Annotated in this window: 18 protein-coding genes; 7 read left to right on the top strand and 11 right to left on the bottom strand. The window is 66.0% G+C overall.

Annotated features, from left to right (window positions below):
* Positions 1 to 43 precede the first annotated feature (43 nt).
* Positions 44 to 1,039, bottom strand: a complete 996-nt coding sequence (locus RTQ83_RS22150) for a 2-hydroxyacid dehydrogenase (protein ID WP_312519547.1) — start codon at positions 1,037 to 1,039, stop codon at positions 44 to 46.
* 214 nt (positions 1,040 to 1,253) lie between these two features.
* Between RTQ83_RS22150 and RTQ83_RS22145 the strand changes: the two genes are divergently transcribed.
* Positions 1,254 to 1,643 carry a DUF4124 domain-containing protein gene (locus tag RTQ83_RS22145; RefSeq protein WP_312519544.1) on the top strand — a complete coding sequence of 130 codons (390 nt, stop codon included), beginning with the start codon at positions 1,254 to 1,256 and terminating at the stop codon, positions 1,641 to 1,643.
* Positions 1,644 to 1,664: 21 nt separating this feature from the next.
* On the opposite strand, the gene RTQ83_RS22140 is transcribed toward RTQ83_RS22145, so the two are convergent.
* The 3 genes from RTQ83_RS22140 to RTQ83_RS22130 all read right to left on the bottom strand — a co-directional run bounded on the left by RTQ83_RS22140 (position 1,665) and on the right by RTQ83_RS22130 (position 6,536).
* Positions 1,665 to 4,604 (bottom strand): EAL domain-containing protein, encoded by a 2,940-nt coding sequence (locus RTQ83_RS22140; protein ID WP_312519541.1) that lies wholly within the window; start codon positions 4,602 to 4,604, stop codon positions 1,665 to 1,667.
* Between the two features lie 108 nt (positions 4,605 to 4,712).
* Positions 4,713 to 5,498, bottom strand: a complete 786-nt coding sequence (locus RTQ83_RS22135; RefSeq protein ID WP_312519539.1) for a hypothetical protein — start codon at positions 5,496 to 5,498, stop codon at positions 4,713 to 4,715.
* 189 nt (positions 5,499 to 5,687) lie between these two features.
* A complete protein-coding gene (locus tag RTQ83_RS22130; protein ID WP_409456144.1) occupies positions 5,688 to 6,536 on the bottom strand; it encodes a PhzF family phenazine biosynthesis protein in 849 nt (282 codons plus the stop codon).
* A 183-nt stretch (positions 6,537 to 6,719) separates the two neighbouring features.
* Between RTQ83_RS22130 and RTQ83_RS22125 the strand changes: the two genes are divergently transcribed.
* A complete protein-coding gene (locus RTQ83_RS22125; protein ID WP_312519534.1) occupies positions 6,720 to 7,112 on the top strand; it encodes a hypothetical protein in 393 nt (130 codons plus the stop codon).
* A gap of 16 nt (positions 7,113 to 7,128) precedes the next feature.
* Here RTQ83_RS22125 and RTQ83_RS22120 read toward each other — a convergent pair whose 3' ends face one another.
* From RTQ83_RS22120 to RTQ83_RS22105, 4 genes are all read right to left on the bottom strand, one after another.
* Positions 7,129 to 8,283, bottom strand: coding sequence for an MFS transporter (locus RTQ83_RS22120; protein ID WP_312519570.1), 1,155 nt, complete (start codon positions 8,281 to 8,283; stop codon positions 7,129 to 7,131).
* A 211-nt stretch (positions 8,284 to 8,494) separates the two neighbouring features.
* Positions 8,495 to 10,549, bottom strand: a complete 2,055-nt coding sequence (locus RTQ83_RS22115; RefSeq protein ID WP_312519531.1) for a glycoside hydrolase family 97 protein — start codon at positions 10,547 to 10,549, stop codon at positions 8,495 to 8,497.
* A 26-nt stretch (positions 10,550 to 10,575) separates the two neighbouring features.
* On the bottom strand, positions 10,576 to 11,958 hold the full coding sequence (locus tag RTQ83_RS22110) for an alpha-amylase family glycosyl hydrolase (protein WP_312519528.1): 1,383 nt from the start codon (positions 11,956 to 11,958) through the stop codon (positions 10,576 to 10,578).
* A 6-nt stretch (positions 11,959 to 11,964) separates the two neighbouring features.
* A complete protein-coding gene (locus RTQ83_RS22105) occupies positions 11,965 to 14,859 on the bottom strand; it encodes a TonB-dependent receptor (protein WP_312519525.1) in 2,895 nt (964 codons plus the stop codon).
* A gap of 172 nt (positions 14,860 to 15,031) precedes the next feature.
* Here RTQ83_RS22105 and RTQ83_RS22100 point away from each other — a divergent pair, with 172 nt between their 5' ends.
* Positions 15,032 to 15,691 carry a response regulator transcription factor gene (locus tag RTQ83_RS22100; protein WP_312519522.1) on the top strand — a complete coding sequence of 220 codons (660 nt, stop codon included), beginning with the start codon at positions 15,032 to 15,034 and terminating at the stop codon, positions 15,689 to 15,691.
* Positions 15,692 to 15,716: 25 nt separating this feature from the next.
* Entirely contained in the window at positions 15,717 to 17,081 is a 1,365-nt protein-coding gene (locus tag RTQ83_RS22095) for an ATP-binding protein (protein ID WP_312519520.1), read from the top strand.
* 156 nt (positions 17,082 to 17,237) lie between these two features.
* Here RTQ83_RS22095 and RTQ83_RS22090 read toward each other — a convergent pair whose 3' ends face one another.
* Positions 17,238 to 18,128 carry an alpha/beta hydrolase gene (locus RTQ83_RS22090; protein WP_312519517.1) on the bottom strand — a complete coding sequence of 297 codons (891 nt, stop codon included), beginning with the start codon at positions 18,126 to 18,128 and terminating at the stop codon, positions 17,238 to 17,240.
* A gap of 120 nt (positions 18,129 to 18,248) precedes the next feature.
* Here RTQ83_RS22090 and RTQ83_RS22085 point away from each other — a divergent pair, with 120 nt between their 5' ends.
* Entirely contained in the window at positions 18,249 to 18,503 is a 255-nt protein-coding gene (locus RTQ83_RS22085; protein ID WP_312519514.1) for a hypothetical protein, read from the top strand.
* Positions 18,504 to 18,557: 54 nt separating this feature from the next.
* On the opposite strand, the gene RTQ83_RS22080 is transcribed toward RTQ83_RS22085, so the two are convergent.
* Positions 18,558 to 19,037, bottom strand: coding sequence for an AtaL-like protein (locus RTQ83_RS22080; RefSeq protein WP_312519511.1), 480 nt, complete (start codon positions 19,035 to 19,037; stop codon positions 18,558 to 18,560).
* Positions 19,038 to 19,070: 33 nt separating this feature from the next.
* Positions 19,071 to 19,949 carry an NmrA/HSCARG family protein gene (locus RTQ83_RS22075; RefSeq protein ID WP_312519509.1) on the bottom strand — a complete coding sequence of 293 codons (879 nt, stop codon included), beginning with the start codon at positions 19,947 to 19,949 and terminating at the stop codon, positions 19,071 to 19,073.
* Between the two features lie 103 nt (positions 19,950 to 20,052).
* Here RTQ83_RS22075 and RTQ83_RS22070 point away from each other — a divergent pair, with 103 nt between their 5' ends.
* Complete coding sequence (locus tag RTQ83_RS22070; protein ID WP_312519506.1) at positions 20,053 to 20,943, top strand: LysR substrate-binding domain-containing protein; 891 nt, start codon at positions 20,053 to 20,055, stop codon at positions 20,941 to 20,943.
* A 190-nt stretch (positions 20,944 to 21,133) separates the two neighbouring features.
* Positions 21,134 to 23,644: a TonB-dependent receptor domain-containing protein gene (locus RTQ83_RS22065; protein ID WP_312519503.1), complete on the top strand. Its 2,511-nt coding sequence runs from the start codon at positions 21,134 to 21,136 to the stop codon at positions 23,642 to 23,644.
* Positions 23,645 to 23,791: the final 147 nt, after the last annotated feature.

The raw sequence follows: 23,791 nt of genomic DNA, 5'->3' as shown, positions 1-23,791 counted from the left end.
GCGCCATTCTACGCGGCCCGGCGCCGGCAACATGCGGCAGATCTCACGCGCGCGGCACCCGGTTGACCAGCGCTTCGCCGCGCTCGAAGGCGCTGATGCTCTCGATCGTGGTGCGCATGATCTGCCCGATCGCTTCCAGCGTGAAGAAAGCCTGGTGGCCGGTGACGATCACGTTCGGGAACGACACTAGGCGCTGGATCACGTCATCCAGGATCACGGTTGAGGACAGGTCCTGGAAGAACAGGCTGGCTTCCTGCTCGTAGACGTCGATCGCCAGCCCGCCCAGCTGGCCGCTCTTGAGCGCCCCGATCGCGGCCTCGGTGTCGATCAGGCCGCCGCGGCTGGTGTTGACCAGGATGCAGCCGCGCTTGACCAGCGCCAGCGCCTCGGCGCCGACGATGTGGTAGGTGTCCTCGAACAGCGGGCAATGCAATGACACCACATCGCTGCAGGCCAGCAGTTCATCGACGCCCATGTAGGTGCCGCCCAGCGCTTCGAAGGCCGGCGTCGGATAGCGGTCGTGGCCGACCAGGGTGCAGCCGAAACCGGCCATGATGCGCGCGAAGATGGTGCCGATCTTGCCGGTGCCGATCACGCCCACGGTCTTGCCGTGCAGGTCGAAACCCATCAGGCCGTCGAGCTCGAAGTTGCCTTCGCGCGTGCGCACGCTGGCGCGCGCAATCTTGCGGTTAACGGCCAGCAGCAGACCGACCGCGAACTCGGCCACCGAGTGCGGAGAATAATCGGTGACGCGCACCAGCGCGATGCCGAGCCGCTCAGCGGCATCGGTGTCGATGTGGTTGTAGCCGGTCGAGCGGGTGGCGACCAGGCGCGTGCCCTGCGCCGCCAGCAGCGCCAGCACCTCGGTGTCGACGCTGTCGTTGACGAATACGCATACCGCTTCGCAGCCTTTCGCCAGGAACGCGGTGGACGGGCTAAGGCGATCTTCCAGGAAACGCAGTTCGTGGCCGGCGCCTTCGTTGGCCTGGGCCAGCAGCGTCTTGTCATACCTGCGCGCGCTGAAAACGGCTGTCTTCACATCACCTCCCGGTCGTCAGGAACACGGCGATTCTAAGCCAGCCGGCTGCGATGGGTCGCGCGGCAGTAGCCCATCGATATGCGCAAGCGCCAGTCTGGTCCGTAGCGGCGACGGCGCCTCGGACTACACCGCCACGTGAACCAGCGCACAGAAGCACAATGATGCAAAGAAGACAATAATCTTACCTAAACAAGACCCCGATGAGGAGTCGACCATGAAGCGTCATCTCTGCAAGATTTTCCTGGTTGCTGCGGCGACCTGCTCCGCCCCGGCGGTGCTTGCCGATTCGGTGATCGTCAAGTGCATCGACGGCGCGGGCCGCGTCACCCTGACCGACCAGCAGTGCGCCCCGGGCGCCGCCACCGTGCGCATGGCCAGCATGCCGTCCAACGAAGGCGTGACGCCGGTCGAGCCCTATCCGCTGGTGGCGGACGAAGCGACGCTGCCGCCGGCGCACGAACTGCAGCGCCGCGCCGCGCCGGTGCGCATGGCGCGCGTGGTGGCCAAGCCGATGGAAGGCGATGTCGCCACGCTGAAGGCGGCGCGCGCGCAGTTCCTGCTCGACGATGCCGGTCCGCGCCAGACGCTGGCCGGGCTGGACTAACCCGAGTTTAATGCGGCCTGCTCAGTGCAGCCGCGTCACGCTGGCCAAATGCGGCGGCGGCGGATTTTCCAGTTCGCGCAACAGGTCGAGCAAGGCTTCATCGGTGATGAAGCCGGCGGCCGAGCGCGCCGCCAGCAGGCGCTCCGGCGGCTGCGAGCGCGCCACCACATAGCCCTGGACGTAATCGACGCCGATGTCGTGCAGCGTCTGCACGGTGGCCGCGTCCTCGGCCCATTCCGCGATCGTCTTCATGCCCAGGTTGCCGGCCAGGCTGACGATCGCTTCCACGATCGCCACATTCGCCGGGTGGGCATTGATATTGACGATGAAGTTGCCGTCGATCTTGAGCACGTCGGCCGGCAATTCTTTCAGGTACGAGAATGAGGTATAGCCGGCGCCGAAGTCGTCCAGCGCCACCTTGACGCCGAAGCTGCGCACCTGGTCGATGAAGCGGCGCGTGTTGTCCAGATCGTGCAGCGCCACGCTCTCGGTGATTTCCAGGCACAGGCGGCTGGCCACGTGCACGTAGCGGCCCAGGATGTCGAAGGTGTCCTGCACGAAGCGCTCGTCGTTGAGCGAGGCGCCGGACAGGTTCATGCACACAAAACGGGTATTGACCAGCTCGTCGGCGTGCTCGGCGATCCAGGCCAGCGTGGTGGACAGCACCCAGCGGTCGATCATGCTGGCGCGGCCGCTCTTCTCGGCCACCGCGATCACGGCGCCGGCCGGGATGATGCGTCCGTCCGCCTCGCGCATGCGCAGCAGCACTTCGAAGTTCAGCGATTCGTGCGGGGCGCGCAGCGACATGATCGGCTGCATCTCGAGTAGCAGGTTGTCGGTGGCGTTCGGGCTCGACAGGCGCTCGACCAGGTCCAGCTCGGCCGCGCGTTGGCGGAAAGCGTCGGCGCCGCGCTCGTACACCACCAGGCCGTCCCCTAAACCGGTCTTGGCTTCGCGGCAGGCGCGGTCGGCGGTCGAGACCGCATCCTTCATCGGCATCCCCGGCACCACTTCGATCAGGCCGACCGAACCGCGCACATGGAAGGCCTTGTCGCCCACCCTGTACGGGGTGTTGCCGAGGCGGTCGACGATGCCGCGGCAGATGATCGAGGCCAGCGGAACCGCCGTTTCCGGCATCACGATCACGAATTCGTCACCGCCCACGCGCCCGATCTGCTGGCCGCCGGCCAGCATCGCGCCCATCCGTTCGCAGACCTGCTTGAGCACCTCGTCGCCGGCGGCGTGGCCGAACAGGTCGTTGATCAGCTTGAAGCGGTCGAGGTCGACGTAGGCCAGCGCCATCGGCCGTCCCTGCGCCAGGCTGGCAGCGGCGCCGGCGAATTCGCGCTCGATGCCGCGGCGGTTGAAGACCTTGGTCAGCGGATCGTTGTTGGCCATGAAACGCAGTTGCTCGGTGGCCTTGTGCTTTTCGGTGGTGTCCTGCAGCACGCCTTCGATGCGGGCGCGCGCCAGCGTGGCGCTGACCAGGAAGCGCTGGTTGCCGTCGCGGCTGGCCAGTTCCATCTCGGCCTCGGCCTTGGCGTGCACCTGCTCGTGCAGGTTGGTCCAGCTGGCCTCGGTGAAGAACTGGCGCCAGGCGGTGCGGCCCGGCACGAAGCCGGTCATGCCCAGCATCTTCTGCAGCGCCGGGTTGACGCTCAGGAAGTGGCCGTACATGTCGAGCGTGAACAGGCCCACCGGCATCGCCTGGTAGGCGTGCTCGAGTTCTTCCTGGGCCGCCTGGCGCTGCTCGGTTTCCATGCGCATCTGCTCGGCCACGGCCAGCGCCGCCAGCAGGCTCGACGCCAGCGCAGCGGTGACGCTGTTGATCACGCCCAGCAACTCGCGCATGCCGAGCGCGGCCGAGGCGACTTCCGCCAGCGAAGCCAGGAAGGTGACCGCGAACGAGGCCGCGAACCAGGACGCGACGCGGGTGCGCGACTCGACGATGATCTTGAACAGGCCGATCGTCATCAAGGAGAAGCAGCAGGCCAGGATGCCCCACAGCAGCGGCAGGTACATGCCGTACGGCACCAGCATGGCGGCGGCCAGCATCGGCATGCACAGCCATTGCATGACGCGCATTGGCAGCACGTAGCGGGTTTCGGCCAGGTGTTCCTTGAGCAGCGCCTGGAACAGCGTCAGGGTGGCGATGCCGTACAGGGTGATGGTCACTGCGCGGCTGCGCAGCAGCCATTCGGATGGTACGGTCTGGCCCAGCCACTGGATGTCCCAGCCGGCCGACAGCGCGCCCATGCGCAGGTTCAGGATCAGCCAGCCGGCAAACAGCACGTACACCGGCTGGCGGTTGATCAGGGCCGTGATCAGGATGAACAGCGCCAGCACGATCATGCCGCCGTCGAGCAGGCCCGACTTGCGGTGATATTGCTCGACCGACAGCGAGAACTGGTCCGCCGGCCATTGCAGCACCGACAGGCGCGCCGGTCCGGCAAAGCCGGCGCGGCACAGCAGCTGGCGCGGCAGCGGCGCCGCGTGCAGCGAGAAGCCGGCCTTTTCGGCGCGCAGCACGCCGCGCTCTTCGCTGCGGGTGGCGCTGCCGAGCGACTCCAGGGTGGCGCCATCCCAGCAGGCGATGTCGAGCGCGTGGCGCGACGGGAATTCCACCACCTGCACACCCTGGCGCGGCATCGGCTCGAACAGGAACCAGACCGGCGCTTCGGACAGGTGGGTATCGTGACCGTTGGTCAGCGGGCGCGCGTGCACCTGGGCCAGCGCGCTGGCCGGCTCGAGCGTCCCGGATTCATCGACCGTGACGTGCATCGCCAGCGGCACGTCGCCGCTGGTCCGGTATTCGTCGTGCCAGAACAGCAGCGCGACGAGCGAGACGATACCGATCCCGAGCGGGATCAGGTAGAACGCGAAAATCTTTAACACCAGCTCGACGGCCGTGTGAACGGCGGCCGGCAGCATAGAGCGCAGCTGGGGCTTGAAGTTGGGCATAGACGGGATCGAAGCTAACTTGCCGCCGCGCTGGTCGTGGAAAACCGCACGACGGCCATGAAACCGCAAGGATACAGGGTTAGCGTGATGCCGTCATGCAATATATGCTCAGGCGACGGCCATTTCGCAACGCTCCGCACGTGCCTGCAACACCGTACGCTGCGGCAGAACCAGACTCGGCGGCGGCGCGAACGGGCCGATGTCGATGTCCGGATGATGGGTGTTGAAGAAGAAGTTCAGCATCGGATGGCGCGCCTCCAGCCAGCGCTGCTGGAAGGTGGCGATCTCGAACGCCATCACCCGGTGCGGCAGGTTGCCGACGTGGCGCAGCGGCACCATGCCCTGCTCCGGGAACACGTCCACGAACATCAGCTGCTGGTACTGGCGGTCCACCGGCGAGCGCCCGGTCGCCACCGAGTAATCGATGGCGTTGTCTTCGCAATACATGAAGCAGGCCTTGACCAGCGCGATCTTGACCATGCGCCCGACGCGGCCTTCGTCGATGCCCAGGCGCGTGGCTTCCACCAGGCGCTTGCCCTGCAGCCAGTCGGGCAGCACCACCGATTCCTCGACGCCCAGCGGACGGTACAGGTTGGTGCGGATGCGGGTGCTGCCGATCGGCTCGCCGTCCAGCTTGGACTCGGCCAGCAGCACGATGGTGTCGGCGTCGTAGTCGGCGGCTTCCGGCTGCGCCAGGCTGCGGGCGAACTCCGGCACGTGGCGGGCATAGGCGGCGTGGCGTACGCGCACGGCCTTCAGCAGGTCCGCTTCGGTCTCGACCCGGCGGACGGTGAACGGCAGGCGTTCGACGGTGCGTCCCGCAGCGGCTTCACGCGCGGTGCGCGAGCGGGACGCTTTTGGTGGGTTGAACACAGCTGCTGGGAACAGCTCCATGGCGGTACTCCTGAGTGAAGGATTGATAATGGGTTGGGGTGAGACAAATTATCAATCCGGCCATGGCGAATCTAACTGCTGAGTAAGCGTGCTTTTTGCCTTCTATTTGATGCGCAGCAATACAGCCATTGGATACCTAATACTTATTGTTCTGGATCTGTGATGCGGCTTGGTTAGCCAACCCGACGTTCACGTCATCATGCGCGCGGAGCCGGACACGCGGATCGAGCCGCCGGGCTCGTCGCCGATCCCGGCCGTCAGGCGCGAACGCATCCCCATGTCCTCGCCCTGCACCACCTCGATCCGCCCGCCGTGCGGCCAGCCGATGTCGCGCAGGTAGCCGGCCAGCGCCGCGGTTCCGGCACCGGTGGCCGGGTCTTCGTACACGCCGCCCGAAGCAAATGGATTGCGCGTATGGAACAGCTGGGCATGCTCGGCCCAGGCCAGCACGATCGTCACCAAGCCGTAGCGCGCCATCAGCGCGCGGCCCGCTTCCAGCTCGTAGCGCATCGCCGCCAGCGCCGCCCGGCTCGACAGCGCCAGCACCAGGTGATCGGCGCCGCCGTGCGCCAGCGCGGGCGGAATACGCGGGTCGAGATCGGCCGGCGTATAGCCGAACAGCGCCAGCGCGGCCTCGACCAGGTCGGCGGGTGCGGCCTTGCTGCGGGTTGGCGGCGACTGCAGCGCGGCCAGCACACGCGCGCCGTCGACCCGGCCTTCGACCGTGATCGCCGCCGCGTTCAGCTGCAGCGCGTAGCGCCCGTCGCCATGCCTGCGCGCCAGCGCGGCGCCGAGGGCGATGGTGGCGTGGCCGCAGAACGGCACTTCGGACTCGGGCGAGAAATAGCGTACGCGCCAGCCCTCGCCTTGCGGCGCGGCGAAGGCGGTTTCGGAAAAGCCGACCGCGTGCGCCAGGCGTCCCATCTCGGCGGCGGGCGGCAGGCTGGCGCCGATCCAGACCCCGGCCGGATTGCCGCCCTGGCCGTTGTCGTCGAAGGCGGCGATGCGCTCGATGGCGCGCAGCGCCGGATCGGTCATTGCCGCATCGGCGGCGCTCGGTGGTTGCGCATGCATGGTCAGCCTTTCATGGTGTCTAAAAACAGCATCATAGCGCCGCCGGCGTGACGCGCAGGCCGATGTGCGGAATCCATGTACAGTCGTAGCCCGGCCCGGCCATACGCCGCGCGCCGCCCCCCCCCTTTCACTCATGCAGGAGGCACGATGTTCAATGTTGACGAGTTTGCCCGGCTTCGCTTTCTGGAAGGCCGCTGGCAGGGCGAAGCGCCCGACGGTTCGGCGTTCTTCGAAGAGTATGACCGGCCCGAGCCGGAGATGTTCCGTTCGCGCCGCTACACCAGCGCTGCGTTCACCGAGCACAGCGACGGCAGCACGATCGCCCTGCGCGATGGCGAGGTGGTGGCGCAGTGGGGCGAATTCACCTGGCGCGCCAGCACCATCGAGGCCGATGGCGCCAGCTTCGAGCCGGTCAGCGCGCCGAGCCAGTTCTCGTGGCGCCGGATCGACGACGCCACGCTCGAAGCGCACCAGCGCTGGACCTCGGACGGCAAGGAACACCAGTACACGATCCAGATGAAGCGCATCGGCGCCGGCTGAGGCGCCCCGGCGTCGCCTAGCGCGGCGCCTGCTCCATCTTCGGCAGCAGCGCCGCCATGATGCCCAGCAGCGGCAGGAACGAAGCGATGCGGTACACCTGGTCGATGCCGTGCAGGTCGGCGATATGGCCCATGGCGGCGGCGCCGATGCCGCTGATGCCGAACATCAGGCCGAAGAAGATCCCCGAGATCATGCCGACCTTGCCCGGCACCAGCTCCTGCGCGAAGACGACGATGGCCGAGAACGCCGACGACATCACCAGTCCGATCAGCACCGACAGCACGCCGGTCCAGAACAGGTTGGCGAACGGCAGCGCGATGGTGAACGGCGCCGCGCCCAGGATCGAGAACCAGATCACGCGCTTGCGGCCGATCTTGTCGCCGATCGGACCGCCGGCGAAGGTGCCGGCCGCCACCGAGGCCAGGAACAGGAACAGGTACAGCTGGGCGGTGCCGACCGGCAGGTGGAACTTGTCGATCAAATAGAAGGTGTAATAGCTCTGCAGGCTGGCCATATAGATGTACTTGGAAAACACCAGCAGCGCCAGCACGCCCAGCGCCTGCCACACCTTGGCGCGCGGCAGCTTCGGGCCGGCGTGCGCGGCGGCCTTCTTGACCATGTTCTGCAGGTGGTTGCCGTACCAGCGGCTGACGCCGACCAGCACCGCGACCGCCACCAGTACCAGCAGCATGAACCAGGCAATCCTGCCCTGCCCGCGCCCGACCACGATCGCCGCCGCCAGCAGCGGACCGAGGGCCGAACCCATATTCCCGCCGACCTGGAACAGCGACTGGGCAAAGCCGAAGCGCCCGCCCGAGGCCAGGCGCGCGACGCGCGAGGCTTCCGGGTGGAAGGTCGAGGAGCCGACACCGATCATGCCGGCCGCGATCAGGAGCATCGTGAAGCTGTTGGCCCAGGCCAGCAGGCCCACGCCAATCAGGGTGACGCACATCCCGACCGGCAGCAGGAACGGGATCGGGCGCTTGTCGGTGTAGAGGCCAATCCAAGGCTGCAGCAGCGAGGCGGTGCACTGGAAAGTCAGGGTGATCAGGCCGACCTGGGTGAAGCTGAGGGCGAATTCGTGTTTCAGCAGCGGGTAGATCGACGGCAGGACAGCCTGGACGCAATCATTGAGCAAGTGGACGAAGGCGACCGAGAACAGGATCTGCATCACGGTGCCGGATGCGGCGGGGGTTGCGGTGGTGCTTGTTGTGGACATGGTGAGGCGTGCGGGTCATGCCGGTAAAAATAGACAGTCCGACAGGATAGTCCATTTTGCCGCGGCAGGTGCGGCGTGGCCGAACTTGCTCCGTGCCGGCAAGGCCGGCACGCCATTCCCGCCCATGTAGGAATGGCGTGCCGAAGATACGGACGCTGCGCCCTTACTTCACCGGCACCAGACGAATCGCCTGCCCGCCACCCGGTGCCAGTTTCAGCTTGAGCGTATCGCCCGACGTCACGTTACGCTTCTCGACCGCCAGCGAAAAACGCTTCTCGCTGCGATAGTCCGCATCGTCCCCGTCGCGGTAGATCTCGGCCACATAGGTCTTGCCCTGGTCCAGGAACGACAGCGGCATGTCCAGCGTGCGCGCATTGCCGTCGGTGACCGAGCCCACGTACCACGCGTCCGATTTGCGGTCCTTGCGCGCGATGGTCGCATACTCGCCCACTTCGCCGTGGATCACGCGCGTGTCTTGCCAGTCGGTCGGCACGTCCTGGATGAACTTGAACGCGGCCGGATAGCGCTCGTAGTGCTCGATCAGGTCGGCCGCCATCACCACCGGCGAGTAGATCAGCACGAAGTTGGCCAGCTGCTTGGCCTGGGTCGAGTTGAACGGCTTCTTGCCCTTGCCTTCCAGGCTCAGGATGCCCGGCGTGTAATCCAGCGGACCGCTGAGCATGCGGGTGAACACGATGTTGGCTTCGTGGTCGACGGTATTCGGCGGTTCGCCCCAGGCGTTGTATTCGACGCCGCGCGCGCCTTCGCGCGAGATCCAGTTCGGATAGGTGCGGCGCAGGCCCGTGTCCTTCACTGGTTCATGGGTGTTGATCGCGATCTTGTAGCGCGCCGCCTCTTCGATCACCTTCTGGTAGTGGCGCACGCCCTCTTGCGAGTCGGTGTAGCCGAAGTGGATCTTGCCGTTCTTGCCCATGAACTGGGCCGCGCCGCCGTCGGTCACGTAGCCGGTCTTGATGCTGTCCACGCCATTCCTGGCATACAGCTTCAGGGCCGCGTCGAGCTGCTTCTCGTAGTGGGCGATATTGCCGCCGGTCTCATGGTGACCGATGATGTGCACGCCGCGCTCCTTGCCGTAGGCGGCCAGCGCCGGCAGGTCGAAGCGCGGATTCGACTTGGTGAAGTCCATGTCGGCGCCGTTGCCGGCCCAGTCGCTGTCCCAGCCCGGGTTCCAGCCTTCGACCAGCACGCCGCGGAAGCCGTTCTTGGCGGCGAAGTCGATGTAGCGCTTGGTGTACTCGGTGGTCGCGCCCAGCTTCGGACCGTTGGCCCACGACTTGGTCTCCAGGTGCATGTCCCACCACACGCCGACGTACTTCGACGGCTTGACCCACGAGACGTCGCCGAGTTTATTCGGCTCGTTCAGGTTCAGCACCAGGTCGGACATGTACAGGCCGGCCGCGTTGTCGGCGATCTGCATCGTGCGCCACGGCGTGGTGAAGGCGCCGCTGCGCACCACCGGCGCACCGGTGGCGGACGGGGTCAGGTGCGCGCGCAGGCGCTGGCCTTCGACGCGGCGCAGCCACATCGAGGCGTAGTCCACCAGCGCCGCTTCGTGGAAGGCGATGTGGGTGCCGTTGTCCATCTTGACCGTCATCGGGGTATTCGCCATGCCGACTTCGCGCAGCGGCGACTTCTGGATCGGGTATTCCAGCGCCCAGACTTCGCCGGCCTGCTGCCACCAGGCGGTCGCAGGACGCGCCACCACGAACTCGGTCAGCTCGTCGGCGATGTGCACGGCGCGGTTGTTGGCCTGTTTCGGGAACTCGTAGCGAAAGCCGACGCCGTCGTCGAACACGCGGAACACGATCGCCAGGCGGCGGCCGTCGTTCTTCTTGACGTCGACGCGCATCTGGCGGTAGTGGTTGCGCACGTAGCGGCGTTCGCCCCACGGCTGCTCCCAGGTGTCGTCATGGTCGGTGACGACGTTGCGCTCGAGCGCGAAGCCCGAGTCGAGCGGCTTCTCGCTGGCGAGCACGAAGCCCAGGCGCGACGGCGCGATCACCGGCTCGCCCTTGCGGTCGATCTTGTACGACAGGCGTCCGTCCGGCGCCACCAGCACCGACACGCTCAGCACCTTGCCCGGCGATTCGACGGTCGCCACATTCGGATCGGCCAGCGCGCTGCCGCTGCTGACCACCATGCCCAGGGCTACGCAGCAGCGTACCGCCAAACCAATACTCATGAATTTCTGTGCCATGCTCGATTCCATTCCTTGACTGCTCCTTATTTCACCAGCACCCGGTAACTCCACGGTGCCATATCAAAACTGCTGTTGCCATCCACCGTCACCTTCTGGCCATTCGCGAAGTCGCGGTAGGCTCCGTGATGCACGGCTTTTTCAAACGTGGCCTTTGCCGGCTTGCTTGAGAGGTTCAGCGCCACGAACACCTTGTCCTTGCCGTTGTCGCGCACGAAGCTGATCACCTGCTTCGGTACGTTGCTCGGCACTTGTACCATCTGCGCGCCGAACTCGCCGTTCCACAGCGCGCTGTTCGACTTCTTGAGCGCCACCAGCTTCTTGTACAGGTCGAAGTAGGGCGAGGCCTGCCACTCGATCGGGTCACGCTCGAAGAACGCCAGGCGCTTGCGGTTGCCCGCTTCCTGACCGTTGTAAATCAGGGGCATGCCTTCGCTGACGAAACTGAACACGATCGCCGCGTCCACCGCCCGGCCGAAGGATTCGAACTCGGTGCCATCCCACGCATTCTTATCGTGATTCGTGGTGTACAGCATGCGGTAGGCCTGGCGCGGATAGAACTTGCCGTTCCAGGCGTAGTAGACGTGCATGCGGGTGGCGTCGGCCTTGCCCTTGGCGATGTCGTGCAGCGCGTCCCACCAGGTCCAGGCATAGCTGGCATCGAACGCGTCGCGGTGCAGGTCGCGGCTCTCCCATTCGGCCAGCATGAACACCGGTTTGATGGCGCGCAGCTCGCGCGCCGCGTTGTCCCAGAAGTCCTGCGGTACCAGACCGGCGGCGTCGACGCGGTAGCCGTCGATGCCGACGTCCTGCACCCAGTACTTCATCGCGTCCGTCATGTAGCGGCGCAGTTCGGGCTTGCCGTAATTGAGATCGACGATGTCGTCCCAGTTGAACCACGGGGTCGGATGCGGCTTGCCTTCGGCATCGCGCGCGTACCAGTCCGGGTGCTGGGTCATCAGGACGTTGTCCCACGAGGTGTGGTTGCCGACCCAGTCGATGATCACGCGCATGCCGAGCGCGTGCGCGCGTTCCACAAACGCCTTGAAGTCGGCCAGCGTGCCCAGTTCCGGATTCACGGCGCGGAAGTCGCGCACCGCGTACGGGCTGCCGAGCGAGCCTTTGCGCTTGACTTCACCGATCGGATGGATCGGCATCAGCCACAGGATGCCGACGCCGAGTTCCTTCAGGCGCGGCAGCTGTGCGGTCGCGGCCTTGAACGTGCCCTCCTTCGTAAACTGGCGCGTGTTGATCTGGTAGATGGTGGCGTCGCGGGTCCAGTCGGCGTGCTGGAACTGGACGTATGGTTTCGGCTGGTCTTGCGGCAGCGCGGCGGCGGCAGCGTGGGCGAACGGCGCCGCAGAGACCAGCACCAGCGAAAGTAGCGCGCGGGTAAGTGTGCTATTCATGAGCGATCAGAATTTGTAGTTCAGGCCTGCCGAATACGTGCGGCCGAAGGTAACAGTATTGGTGATCACGTTCGGGTCGCTCGTGTACTCGCGGAACGGCTCGTTGGTCAGGTTATGCCCTTGCAGGAACACCGACCAGCCCTTGAGCATGCCGCCCTGGAATTCATACGAGGCCTGGGCATCGGCGATGGTCTCGCCCTTGATGAAGGTGAACTGCGACTCGCTGCGGTAGTCCAGGATCTGGCCGATAAAGCTCGAGCGTTTATATGCCGCCAGCGAGATCTGCACCCCGTTCTTTTCGTAGTACAGGCGCAGGCTGCTCACGTTCTTCGACAGGCCGGGCAGGCCGATCGAGCTGATCGCGCCATTGAACACCGGCGCGTTGCTCGGGTTGACGAAGCCGCTCACCGGCAGGTTGACCGACGAATCGGTGTACGAGTGCGCGGCCTGGATGCCGAAGCCGTCCAGCACATCCGCCAGCATCGAGAACGGCAGGTTCACCGACAGCTCGATGCCACGCATATTGCCGCCCTCGGTGTTGGTCGGCGTGGTCAGCACACCGATGGTCGAACCGGCATACGCGCCGGTGGTCGGCAGCGGCGTATTGGCGCTGACGAACGGCGCGAAGTCGAACTGGCGCGGCGCGTTGATCACGTAGTTGTCGAGCTTCTTGTAGAAGCCGGCCACGCTGATGTAGCCCTTCTTGCCGAAGTATTTTTCGTACGACAGGTCGAGCGCCTGCGCCTCATAGGGTTTGAGTTCAGGGTTGCCCGAAAAGCCGGTCAGCGAAGGATCGAGCTCGGTCGCGCTCTGCAGGCCGAAGTTCATGCTGGCCTTCAGATTATCCAGATTGGCGCGCGAGATCTGCTTGCCGGCGCCGAGGCGCACCACCTGGTCGTTGCCGATGTCGAAGGTCAGGTTCACGCTCGGCAGTACGCTGGTGTAGTCGCTACCGCCGGTCTTGATCGACGACGGGCAGGTGGCGGCCGAGTTGCCGGAGCAGTTCTGCAGGTCGACCTGGTTGCCGGCCGCGCGCTGGCGCGTGTCGACCAACTGCACGCCGATGTTGCCGGTGTACGGCACCGACAGCACCTCGCCCGCCAGCTCGCCCATCAGGTAGGCGGTGGTGACCTTCTCGCGCACGGTCCAGTCGCGCGCCAGCACGGTGGCGTCGACCCAGCGGTTCATGTCGTAGATCGTGCCCAGTGTGCCGGTCGGGTCGAATGCGGCCACCGGGATGCCGGTGGGCCCGGCCAGTTCGATGGCGCTGCCGGGAATCGTCTCGCTGGCATAGCCGTCGCCGTTGCGGATCGACAGCCGACCTTCTTCGCCCAGGCGCGACTTGTCGCGCTTGGTGTAGTTGACGCCGACGCGCACGCCCGAGAGTGGGCCCCATTCCAGGTCGCGCGCCGCTTCCAGGCGGATCGCCTGCACCTTGTCGTCGATGGTCGGCAGGCTCAGATAGCCGGCCTGCGGCGACAGCGGACCGCCGCCCCAGCCGGCGACGTCGGTCAGCAGCGCCACATTGCGGTCCGAATAATTCAGGCTCGGCACGTAGCGCACGGCGTTGAAGTTGGTGCCGTCGAAACCGCTGTAGCTGATCGAGCCGAGCTGGCTTTCCGGCGTGTTGCCCGGCTGCCCGGCGATGGTCTCGTAGTTGCTCAGGCGCTTGGTGCCTTTTGAATAGGACAGGTCGTTGGTCAGGCGCCAGTCGCCGACCTTCAGTTCATTGTTCACGCCGACCGACAGCAGCCGGTCCTTGCTGGCGAACATATGGTTGCGCACGTCGCCCTTGTAGTTGCTGAAGGTGCCGGCGGTGACGATGCCACCCGCGATGGTGGCGTCGGTCAGCACCGCGTTCGGGTCGTAGATGCCGGTGCCGCCGACGATGGCGCCTTCGATGCCGGTCTTCTTGGTCGCTTCCTCGCCGCGCGAGTAGAACAGGTCGGCGGTGGAGCGGAACTTGTCGTTGGGACGGAACTGCAGCGTCACCGAGGCGCCGTCGCGTTCGGACTTGCGGCGCGAGGTCTCGGCCATGAAGCCGTTGATCGCCTGCACGGTCTGGCCCTGGTACTCGATCGGCGAAGTCGCCGCGCCCCAGCTGTCGAATTTGAGTTCGCCGCCGTTGTCCTGCTTGAACGAGGTCAGGCCGACCGACAGGCCGAGTGTGCGGCCAAAGTATTGGTCGACATAGGTCAGCGTCTTGCGGTGGCCCGAGCCGAGGTCGGAACCGGAGCCGTAGCCGATGCGCTCCTTGCGCGCGTTGACGGCGAACATGCGCTTGCCGAAGTCGAGCGGGCGCAAGGTGCGCAGGTCAATGGTCGAGGCCAGGCCCTGGCCGACCAGGCTGGCGTCCGGCGTCTTATACACCAGCACACTGCCGGTCAGCTCGGACGGGAACAGGTCGAATTCGGGGCTGCGCGCGTCACTGGTGGAGGCTTGTTCACGCCCGTTCAGGAGCGAGCCGTTGAATGTCGGCGACATGCCGCGCACCGACACTTCGGTGGCCTTGCCATTGACCTTGCTGCGCTGGGTGGTCACGCCCGACAGGCGTGAGATCGACTGGGCGACGGTGGTGTCGGGCAGCTTGCCGATATCTTCGGCGGATACCGCTTCGACGATCGAGGTGGCGTTGCGCTTGATCGAGATCGCGGCCTCGATGCCGCGCCGGATACCGGACACGTTGACGGTCGCCATCGGCCCGCTCTGCTCCGCGCCCTGGTCCTGCACGATGCTGGTCACGGCGGGCTTGTTGCCCTGTTCCATATCCTTGTCTTCAGGCGCGGTATTGGCCTGCTGGGCGTGGGCCGTGGACAATCCGACGATCAGCAGCGTGCAGGCGCTGGCGAGTGGATGTAGAAGAAACGATTGGCGGCGCGCGCCGTCCCGACGTGTCGTCATGTTGGTCTCCGTTTTTTTAGTTATCCAGCTGATTTATATAACTGCTGTGCTGGTGCGTGCGATAGTCCGCTATCGCTAGCTAGTGGTCAACGCGACAACTAAAGCGAATCTGAAGATAGTGCGTCCTACCCGCAACACAGCCCGCTGGTAAACTATGCGCATGAAGATACTCATGATCGAGGACGACCTCGCGATCGGCCAGGCCTTGCTGTCTGTGTTCCAGGACGAAGGCCACACGGCGGTCTGGCTGCGCCTGGCGGCCGACGTGCTGGCGCGCGTGCGCCAGGAACCGTTCGACGCGGTGGTGCTGGACCTGAACCTGCCCGACGGCGACGGCAACGACCTGCTGCGCGCCCTGCGCGCCGACGGCGTGCGGCTGCCGGTGCTGATCATCAGCGCGCGCGACAGCCTGCAGGATCGTCTGAAGGGTTTCGACCTGGGCGCCGATGACTACCTGATCAAGCCGTTTGAGATTCCCGAACTGCTGGTGCGCCTGCGCGCCATCGTGCGCCGCAGCCACGGCGCGCATGAGGAAAACCTGTGGCAGGCGGGAGACGTGGTGCTGGACGAGAACCGCATGCTGGTCACGCGCGCCGGCCAGCCGGTGACGCTGTCGAAAACCGAGTTCGCGCTGCTGCTGACCCTCATGAAACAGGCCAACCGGGTGCTGACCCGGATCGAACTGGAACGGCGCGCCCTGCCCTGCGCCGACGGCCAGGGCGGACAAAGCCAGACCCTGGACGTGCACATCTTCAACCTGCGCAAGAAGATCGGCGAAGGCGTGATCCGCACCGTGCGCGGAGTAGGCTATATGGTCCAGCGCGATGCTTAGCTTTGCTGCGCGCCAGGTGCGGCAGGTGAGACAATCGTCGCTGTTCCGGCGCCTGATGCTCAGCTTCGCCGGCGTGATCGTCGGCGTCGCCCTGATCGGATTGCTATGGGTGTTCTACGAAGCCAAGGCCACCCAGCGCAGCCGCACCGACAGCGAGAACCTGACCCACGCGATGAACATCCTTGCGCACCTGAAGGACGTGGCCGACCGCCCGCAGCGCATGGTGCCGGTGCTGGAAGCGATCGAAGCCAACCGGCTGCGCATGTTCACCGAACTCGATTACCACTCGCACGTGCGCCTGCGCGTGTGGCGCGATGGACGGCTGATCTACAACTCGATGCCGGCCCTGCCCGACCACCTGCCCGAGGTCGCTACCCACGATTCGTATGCCTGGGTGCGGTCGGTGGCGCGCGACGACGCCGCCGGGCTGGTGGTCGAGCGCCAGCACGAGGTCGACGACGAATGGATGCTGACCGTGTGGGGCGTGAGCTTTTTGCTGTCGTCGACCATCTTCAGCCTGCCGCTGCTCCTGATCCCGGCCTGGCTGATCGTCGGCATCGGCCTGCGTCCCTTGCGCTCGATCGCCGGCGCCATCGCCCAGCGTTCGGACGCCGACCTGACGCCGCTGCCCGATTCGAAGTACCGCGAGCTGTCGCCGCTGGTGGTGGCGATCAATGGGCTGATGCACCGCTTGAGCCAGCGCATCGAGCACGAACATGAATTCCTGACCGACGCAGCGCACGAACTCAAGACGCCGCTAGCGGCGATCCAGATCAACGCCCACGTCTTGCTGAGCCGCTGCGGCGCCGAAGCGGCCGAGCGCTGCGCCGAACCGGCCGCCGGCCTGCGCGCCGGCGTAGCACGCGCTACCCACACCGTGCACCAGTTGCTGGCACTGGAGCGCACCCGCGCCGAGCCGCAGGTCGACCAGGCCTGTCCACCGACCGACGTCGCCGAATTCGTGCGCGACCGCGTGGCGGCGGCGGCGCACGTGGCGGTGCAGCGCAATATCGAGATCGAGTTCCATGCCGAGGGCAATGGGGTGCTGCCGCTGCACCTGGAGAGCATGGCGGCGGCGGTTGATAACCTGATCAGCAATGCGATCAAGTATTCGCCACAGGATGGGACGATCACGGTGCGCCTGGCGCCGACCGCCGGTGGTCAGCGCTTGACTGTATGCGACCAGGGTCCGGGGATTGCGCCGGAGCTGCGCGAGAAGGTGTTCGAGCGATTTTATCGGGTGCCGGGGCAGGAGCAGTCCGGTAGTGGACTGGGACTGGCGATCGCGGAGCGCGGCGCGGCCCGGAACGGTGGGACGATTGCGTTGTCGGACGGTGAAGGTGGACGTGGTCTGATGGCGACGATCGATTTTGCAGGGGCGGCGGCATGATCCGCAACGCCCACCGCAGCCTTTACCCTCAAAACCGTCATTCCCGCGCAGGCGGGAACCTAAGTTTGCAAGCGTTACCATTCTGCTTGAATAAAATGGCTGCTCAACGAACTTAGGTTCCCGCCTTCGCGGGAATGACGGATCGGATGGTAGGGGCTAGAAAAACGGTAACACGTGCGAGAGCAGCACCTCCGGCGCTTCTTCCGCGATGTAGTGCCCACACGCCAGCGCCTGCCCCGCCACATCGTCGGCCACGCGCCGCCACTCGGCCAGCGGATCGAAACACTTCCCGATCACGCCCTGCTCGCCCCACAGCACCAGCAACGGCATCCCCAGCCTGCGCCCCGCATCGCGATCGACCCGGTCATGTTCCAGGTCGATCGTCGCCGCCGCCCGATAATCCTCGCACAGCCCGTGCGCCGCCCCCGGCAAGGCCAGGCAGCGCTGGTACTCGGCCAGCGCGCGCGGATCGAACGGCGCCAGCCCGGCGCTGCGCTTGCCCATCACGTCGCGCACGTAGGCCGCCGGGTCGGCCTCGATCAGGCGCTCCGGCATCGGCGCCGGCTGGATCAGGAAGAACCAGTGCCAGTAGGCGCGCGCGAAGGCTTCCGACGTCTGCTCGTACATCGCCAGGGTCGGCGCGATATCCAGCAGCGCCAGCCGCTCGACCGCCTGCGGATGGTCGAGCGCCAGCCGGTGCGCCACGCGCGCGCCGCGGTCATGCGCCAGTACGCGGAAGGTCTGGAAGCCGAGCGAATGCATTACCGCCAGCACGTCGGCCGCCATGGTGCGCTTGCTGTAGTTGGCGTGGTCGGTGTCGCCCGCAGGCTTGGACGAGTCGCCATAGCCGCGCAGGTCGCATGCCACCACCGTGAAGCGTTCGGCCAGCCGCGGCGCGACCCGGTGCCAGATCGCGACCGTCTGCGGATGGCCGTGCAGGAGCAGCAGCGGCGGACCCGATCCGCCGACGAGGGCATGGATGCCGACGCCGGCGTTCGCCTCGACATGCAACGACCGAAAACCGGGAAATAAGGACAGCGTCACCATACTCAGCTTTGAGAAAAATCAAACAATGCGAAGAAATCGCAGTGTACACAAGAACAGTTTCTTTCCTTTAGGTTAGGCATTTAACTGCAGCCGGTGGCCGGCATCTTTACACTGTTGGTTATGAGCCGCCGACTGGATACCCACACTGCCGAACTGATCGGGATCGCAATCCTGACCCGCGATGCATTCGGCCTCGACCGCGCGCGCCGCTATGCCAGCCTGGCCGGCCTGCCGCCGGACCTGGCCGACAGCGTGCTCTCGCGCCCGTTCGCATCGCTGCGCCGCGTCGACGCTACGCCGGTGCGGGTCGACCGCCGCCGTCCGAGCGACAAGCACGTCTCGCAGCTGCAGCGGCGCAAGGCCGATTTCAGCTAGCTGGTGAGCGCAGCGGGCATGCAGTGCGCATGCCACTGCTTGCATACCCGATTCTTACACCGCGAGCCGCCCTTGCGCCAGCAGTTCGCGCGTGCGCTTGAGAGTCGACAGCAGCGCGGCGCGGTAGCCCTGGTCGCTGTCCATCATCGCCTGCTCGGCCTGTTCTTCGGGGCCGCCCGGCTGCTTGCCGCGCAGGCCGAGGTAGCAGTAGAAGCGCAGCTGCAGCGCTCCGCTCTCGTCCTCGAACAGTTCGTTGACGATCACGCCTTCGCGCGGGCCGGACGCCTGGAAGAACGACACCTTGTGTTCGGGCTCGAAGCCGATGATCTCGCGCAGGTCCTGGCCGCCGATGGTGGCTTCGCGCACGATGTGGTCCTCGCCCTCGTGCACCACGTCGCAGCGGGTGCACAGGTTCGGCGGCAAGAACAGCCGCGCATCGCGCGCCTTGAGTACCAGGCCGGTCCAGGCCTGGGCGCGGGTCAGCGGCACTTCGCCTTCCGGATTGACCGGGACGGTGGCAGTCGAATAAATCATGATGACGCTCCTTGTGATGAGTGGATGGAAGGTTCAGGCCGAGGCGACGACGCTGGCGGCGAAGTCGCGGTACGAATGCAGCGGGCGCCCCAGCATCGTCACTAGACGTTCGAGGTCTCCCGTCTCGGGCCGCATGCCGTCGCTCAGGAAGCGCTCGGCCATCAGGCGCATGTCGTAGGCCATCCAGCCTGGCATGAAGTTGCGCAGGTTGCGCTCGAACCCTTCGACGTCGTCGCCACCGTAGACCACCGGGCGCTGCAAGGCCTCTGACCAGATCGCAGCGACGTCGGCGCCGCTCAGCGTGTCCGGGCCGACCAGGTTGATGCGCTCGAGCGGCAACGGCGCCGCCGACTGCTCGCGCCGGATCAATTCGATGGCCGCGATCTCGGCGATGTCGCGCGTATCGACCATGGCCAGTCCCTTCGACCCGATCGGCATCGGATACACGCCGTGGCCGAGCACCACGTCCTTGACGGTAAGGTCGTTGCCGATGAAATAGGCCGGACGCAGGATGGTGGCGTTGAAGCCCATGCGCTCGATCATCCGTTCGACACCGAACTTGCCGGCGAAGTGCGGCACGTTCACGTACAGGTCGCTGTGGATGACCGACAGGTAGACGATGCGTTCGATGCCGGCTTCGCGCGCCAGGTTCAGTGCCACCAGCGCCTGGGTGAATTCATCGGGTGTCACTGCGTTGAGCAGGAACAGCGTGGATACGCCCTTGAACGCGCTGCGCAGCGAATCGACGTCGAGCAGGTCGCCCTTGGCCAGTTCGACGCCGGCCGGCAAGCCTGCCTGCCGGGCCTTGGCGGGATCGCGCACCAGGGCGCGCACATCGGCGCCGCGCTGCACGAGTTGCTGGACGACCTGGCTGCCGACAGTGCCGGTGGCACCGGTAACGAGGATGGTCATGGTGTTCTCCTTGAGGTGTGGTTGACAGTGAGTTCATGGTAGCCATCCCACAGGTGATCCGATAGACTGCAAATTTGGACACGTCGTCTCACAGGTGGAACACATGGATTTGCTCGCCCTCGTCGATTTCAATCTGGTCGCCCGTCATGGCGGCTTCGGACGCGCCGCGCGCGCCAGCGGCCGCCCCAAGGCGACGCTGTCGCGCCGGGTGGCCGACCTGGAAGCGGGCCTCGACCTGCGCCTGTTCGAGCGCGGCGCACGCACCCTCAAGCTGACCGAGGAAGGCCGCGCCCTGCACCAGCGCAGCGCCGCCCTGCTGGCGGAACTGGACGAGACCACGGCGGCGATTGCGTCGGGCGCCGACCGCCCGCGCGGACGCCTGCGCATCAGCGCGCCGCTGCTGTTCTCGCAGGTCGCGATGGGCAAGCTGGCGGCGGACTTCGCGTTGCGCCATCCCGAAGTGCGGCTTGAAGTCACCACCGAGGACCGGGCGGTGGACATGGTCGAAGAGGGCTACGACCTGGTGATCCGCGTGAATCCCGATCCGGATGAGAGCCTGGTCGGGCGCATCTTCCTGCGCGACCGGCTGCTGGTGGTGGCCGGCCCGACACTGGCGCGGCCGGATGACGGCACCACGGTGCCTGCCGTGGTGCGCGCCGGGCGCGAACAGCCCGCGCAGTGGAAGGTGAAAGGGGCGGATGCGGCGCGCATCGCGATCGATCCGGTGCTGCGCCTGTCGTCCCTGATCATGGTGCGCGATGCAGTGCGCATGGGCGTCGGCGCCGCCGTGCTGCCTGCCTCGCTGGTCAGTCACGACCTTGCCGCCGGCACGCTGGTGCACTGGGCCGATCTCGATATGCCCGAGACCGCCCTGTGGGCGCTGTACCCGTCGCGCCGTTTATTGAGCGCGCGCGTATCGGCCTTCCTCGACCACCTGAAGCAAGCCTTTCCGCACGGGACGCCGGACGAACTGGCGGCCTATATGTCGCCTTGATGCGCCCGGCATAAAAGCACGTGAGCCCCGCCCGGCGCCTTACACGGCCCTGACATTGCATGAAGTGTTGTAAAGACGCCCTCCGTAGTTGCCACGAATTGACACCCCGACAAGTGCTGAGCAGTATGGCTTGGAGGCAATCGCCTCCCCTTCCCCAAGAACGCCGCCGTACATAAAAGGAATCAGCACCATGCAGAGAGCCAGGACGGAAAGAACAGCAGTTGCCCTGGCGATCGCCGCGCTTTGCGCGAGCGTCGCCCAGGCCCAGGAAGTGAACCAGACCAGCACCGACGCCAACGCCACCAGCACCGCCAACGGCGCCACCGTGGTGGTGACCGGCACCCGCGTTGCCAACCGCACGGTGCTCGACACCACGGCGCCGATCGACGTCATCTCGGCCGAGACCCTGAAGAATTCCGGCAGCACCGAGATGAACCAGGCGCTGGCCGTGGCCCTGCCCTCGCTGAACTTCCCGCGTCCTTCGCTTACCGACGGCACCGACACCATCCGCCCCGCCACGCTACGCGGCATGGCGCCGGACCAGACGCTGGTGCTGGTCAACTCCAAGCGCCGCCATGCGTCGTCGCTGGTCAACGTCAACGGCTCGATCGGACGCGGTTCGGCCGCGGTCGACCTCAACACGATCCCGACCGCGATCGTCAAATCGGTGGAAGTGCTGCGCGACGGCGCCGCCGCCCAATACGGCTCGGACGCGATCTCGGGCGTGGTCAATCTGCGCCTGCGTACCGATCGCGAAGGCGGCGAAGCGAGCGTCACCTACGGCGCGCGCAAGTCCGAATACGATCTGTTCAACGATGTCACGCCGGCGGGCGGCACCTGGAGCGGCCCAGATTCGCGCAAGCGCACCGACGGCCAGACCGCCACCGTCAGCCTGTGGAAAGGCCTGGCCTGGGGCGAGAGCGGCTACGTGACGCTGGCGGCCGAATACCGCGACCAGCACCGCACCGAGCGTGGCGGCTACGACGTGCGCCAGCAGTATCCGCGCGTGAACGGCGCCTTTGACCCGCGCGAAAACACCATCGACCGCTTCAACGCCTGGTACGGCGAGCCGGAGATGGAGCAAGCCACGCTGTTCGCCAACGCCGGCAACAACCTGGGCGGCGGCGTCAAGGTGTATGGCTGGGCGAGCTACCAGGACCGCGACGCCCGTTCCGCCGGCTACTTCCGCCCGGCGCAGGACGCGCGCAACATCATCTCGATCTATCCGGACGGCTTCCTGCCGATCATCGCGCCGACCGTGAAGGACTTCGCGGCCACCGGCGGCGTGACCTGGCAGATCGGCGAGTGGGACATGGACGCCTCGCTCGGCTACGGCAAGAACAAGATGGAATACACCATCGAGAACACGCTGAACCGCTCGCTGGGACCGTCGAGCAAGACCGAGTTCTACGCCGGCGGCTATTCGTACGACCAGACCGTGTTCAACCTGACCGGCGTGCGCTCGATCCCGATGGCGTCGTTGTCGTCGCCGCTGAATCTGGCGATGGGCGTGGAAGCGCGGCGCGAAGGCTATGAGCTGTTCGCGGGCGAAGAGCAGTCGTACAGCTTCGGCGGCGTGCTGCTCCCGAATGGGACGCCGGCGGCGCCGGGGGCCCAGGTGTTCCCGGGATTCCGTCCGGCGAATGAAGTCGATGCCCACCGCAACGCGGTCGGCGCCTTCATCGACCTGGAAGCGAACCTGACGCCGGAGCTGCTCGCATCGGCCGCGGTGCGCGCCGAGCGCTATTCGGACTTCGGCAACAGCCTGGCCGGCAAGCTCGCGCTGCGCTACGACTTCTCGCGCGCGTTTGCGCTGCGTGGGGCGATCCAGAACGGCTTCCGCGCACCGTCGCCGCAGCAGCAGTACTTCACCGCGACCTCGACCAACTTCATCGACGGCGTGCCGTACGAGATCACCACCTTCAAACCAAGCGACCCGGTGGCCGTTGCCCTCGGTGCCAAGCCGCTCGACGCCGAAAAATCGATAAATGCCTCGCTCGGCGCGGTGATGCGCTTCGGCGACGTCAGCGTGACGGTGGACGCCTACCGGATCGACATCGACGACCGCATCATCCTGTCCGAGAACCTCACGCAAGCCAATGTGCGCAACTACATCACCTCGCAGGGTTTCATCGGCGTGGGCGGCGGGCGCTTCTTCATCAACGGCGTGGACACCACCACCAAGGGCGTGGACGTGGTGGTCAACTGGCCGCTGAACACGGCCAACAGCGGGCGCTTCGACTTCACGCTGGCAGGTAACTTCACCGAGACCGACGTGACCAAGGTGCCGGTGACCGAGCAGCTCTCGGCGCTCAATCCGGCGCCGGTGCTGTTCGACCGTCTCAACGTGCTGTCGCTTGAAAAGGGGCAGCCGAAGAACAAGGTCAGCGCCAATGTCAACTGGAAGCTGGGTCAATGGGGCGCGACGCTGCGCGCGACCCGCTACGGTGAAGTGCTGTCGCCGGGTACCACGGCGGCGCTTGACTTCGAACTGGGGGCCAAGACCGTGGTGGATCTGGAGGGACGGTTTGCCGTTACACCGAAGCTGACGCTGGCGCTGGGGGCGGACAATGTGTTCGACCAGTATCCGGAGACGCTGCCGCCTGCGCTCAATACGACGGGGAATACGCCGTTCTCGAATTACGCACCGTTTGGGCGGTCGGGGCGGTATATCTATGCGCGGGCTAGCTACGGGTTCTGATCCGCTTCAGGTGCGGGCTCGCGGGTGAGCCGCGGGCCTGCATGCAAACTTGGGTTCCCGCCAAGGGGGACGCCTAGTCCGGGAATGACGTTGGTAAAGGGTTGAAGAGAGCTGCTATCTCGACTTCGGCCCCTTACGTAAGCACGT

The sequence above is a fragment of the Massilia sp. genome (assembly GCF_031995545.1).
In the GTDB taxonomy this organism is placed as follows: Bacteria; Pseudomonadota; Gammaproteobacteria; order Burkholderiales; family Burkholderiaceae_D; genus Telluria.
Note: the sequence above shows the minus strand (reverse complement) of the source record. Positions and strands in the feature narration are given on the sequence as shown.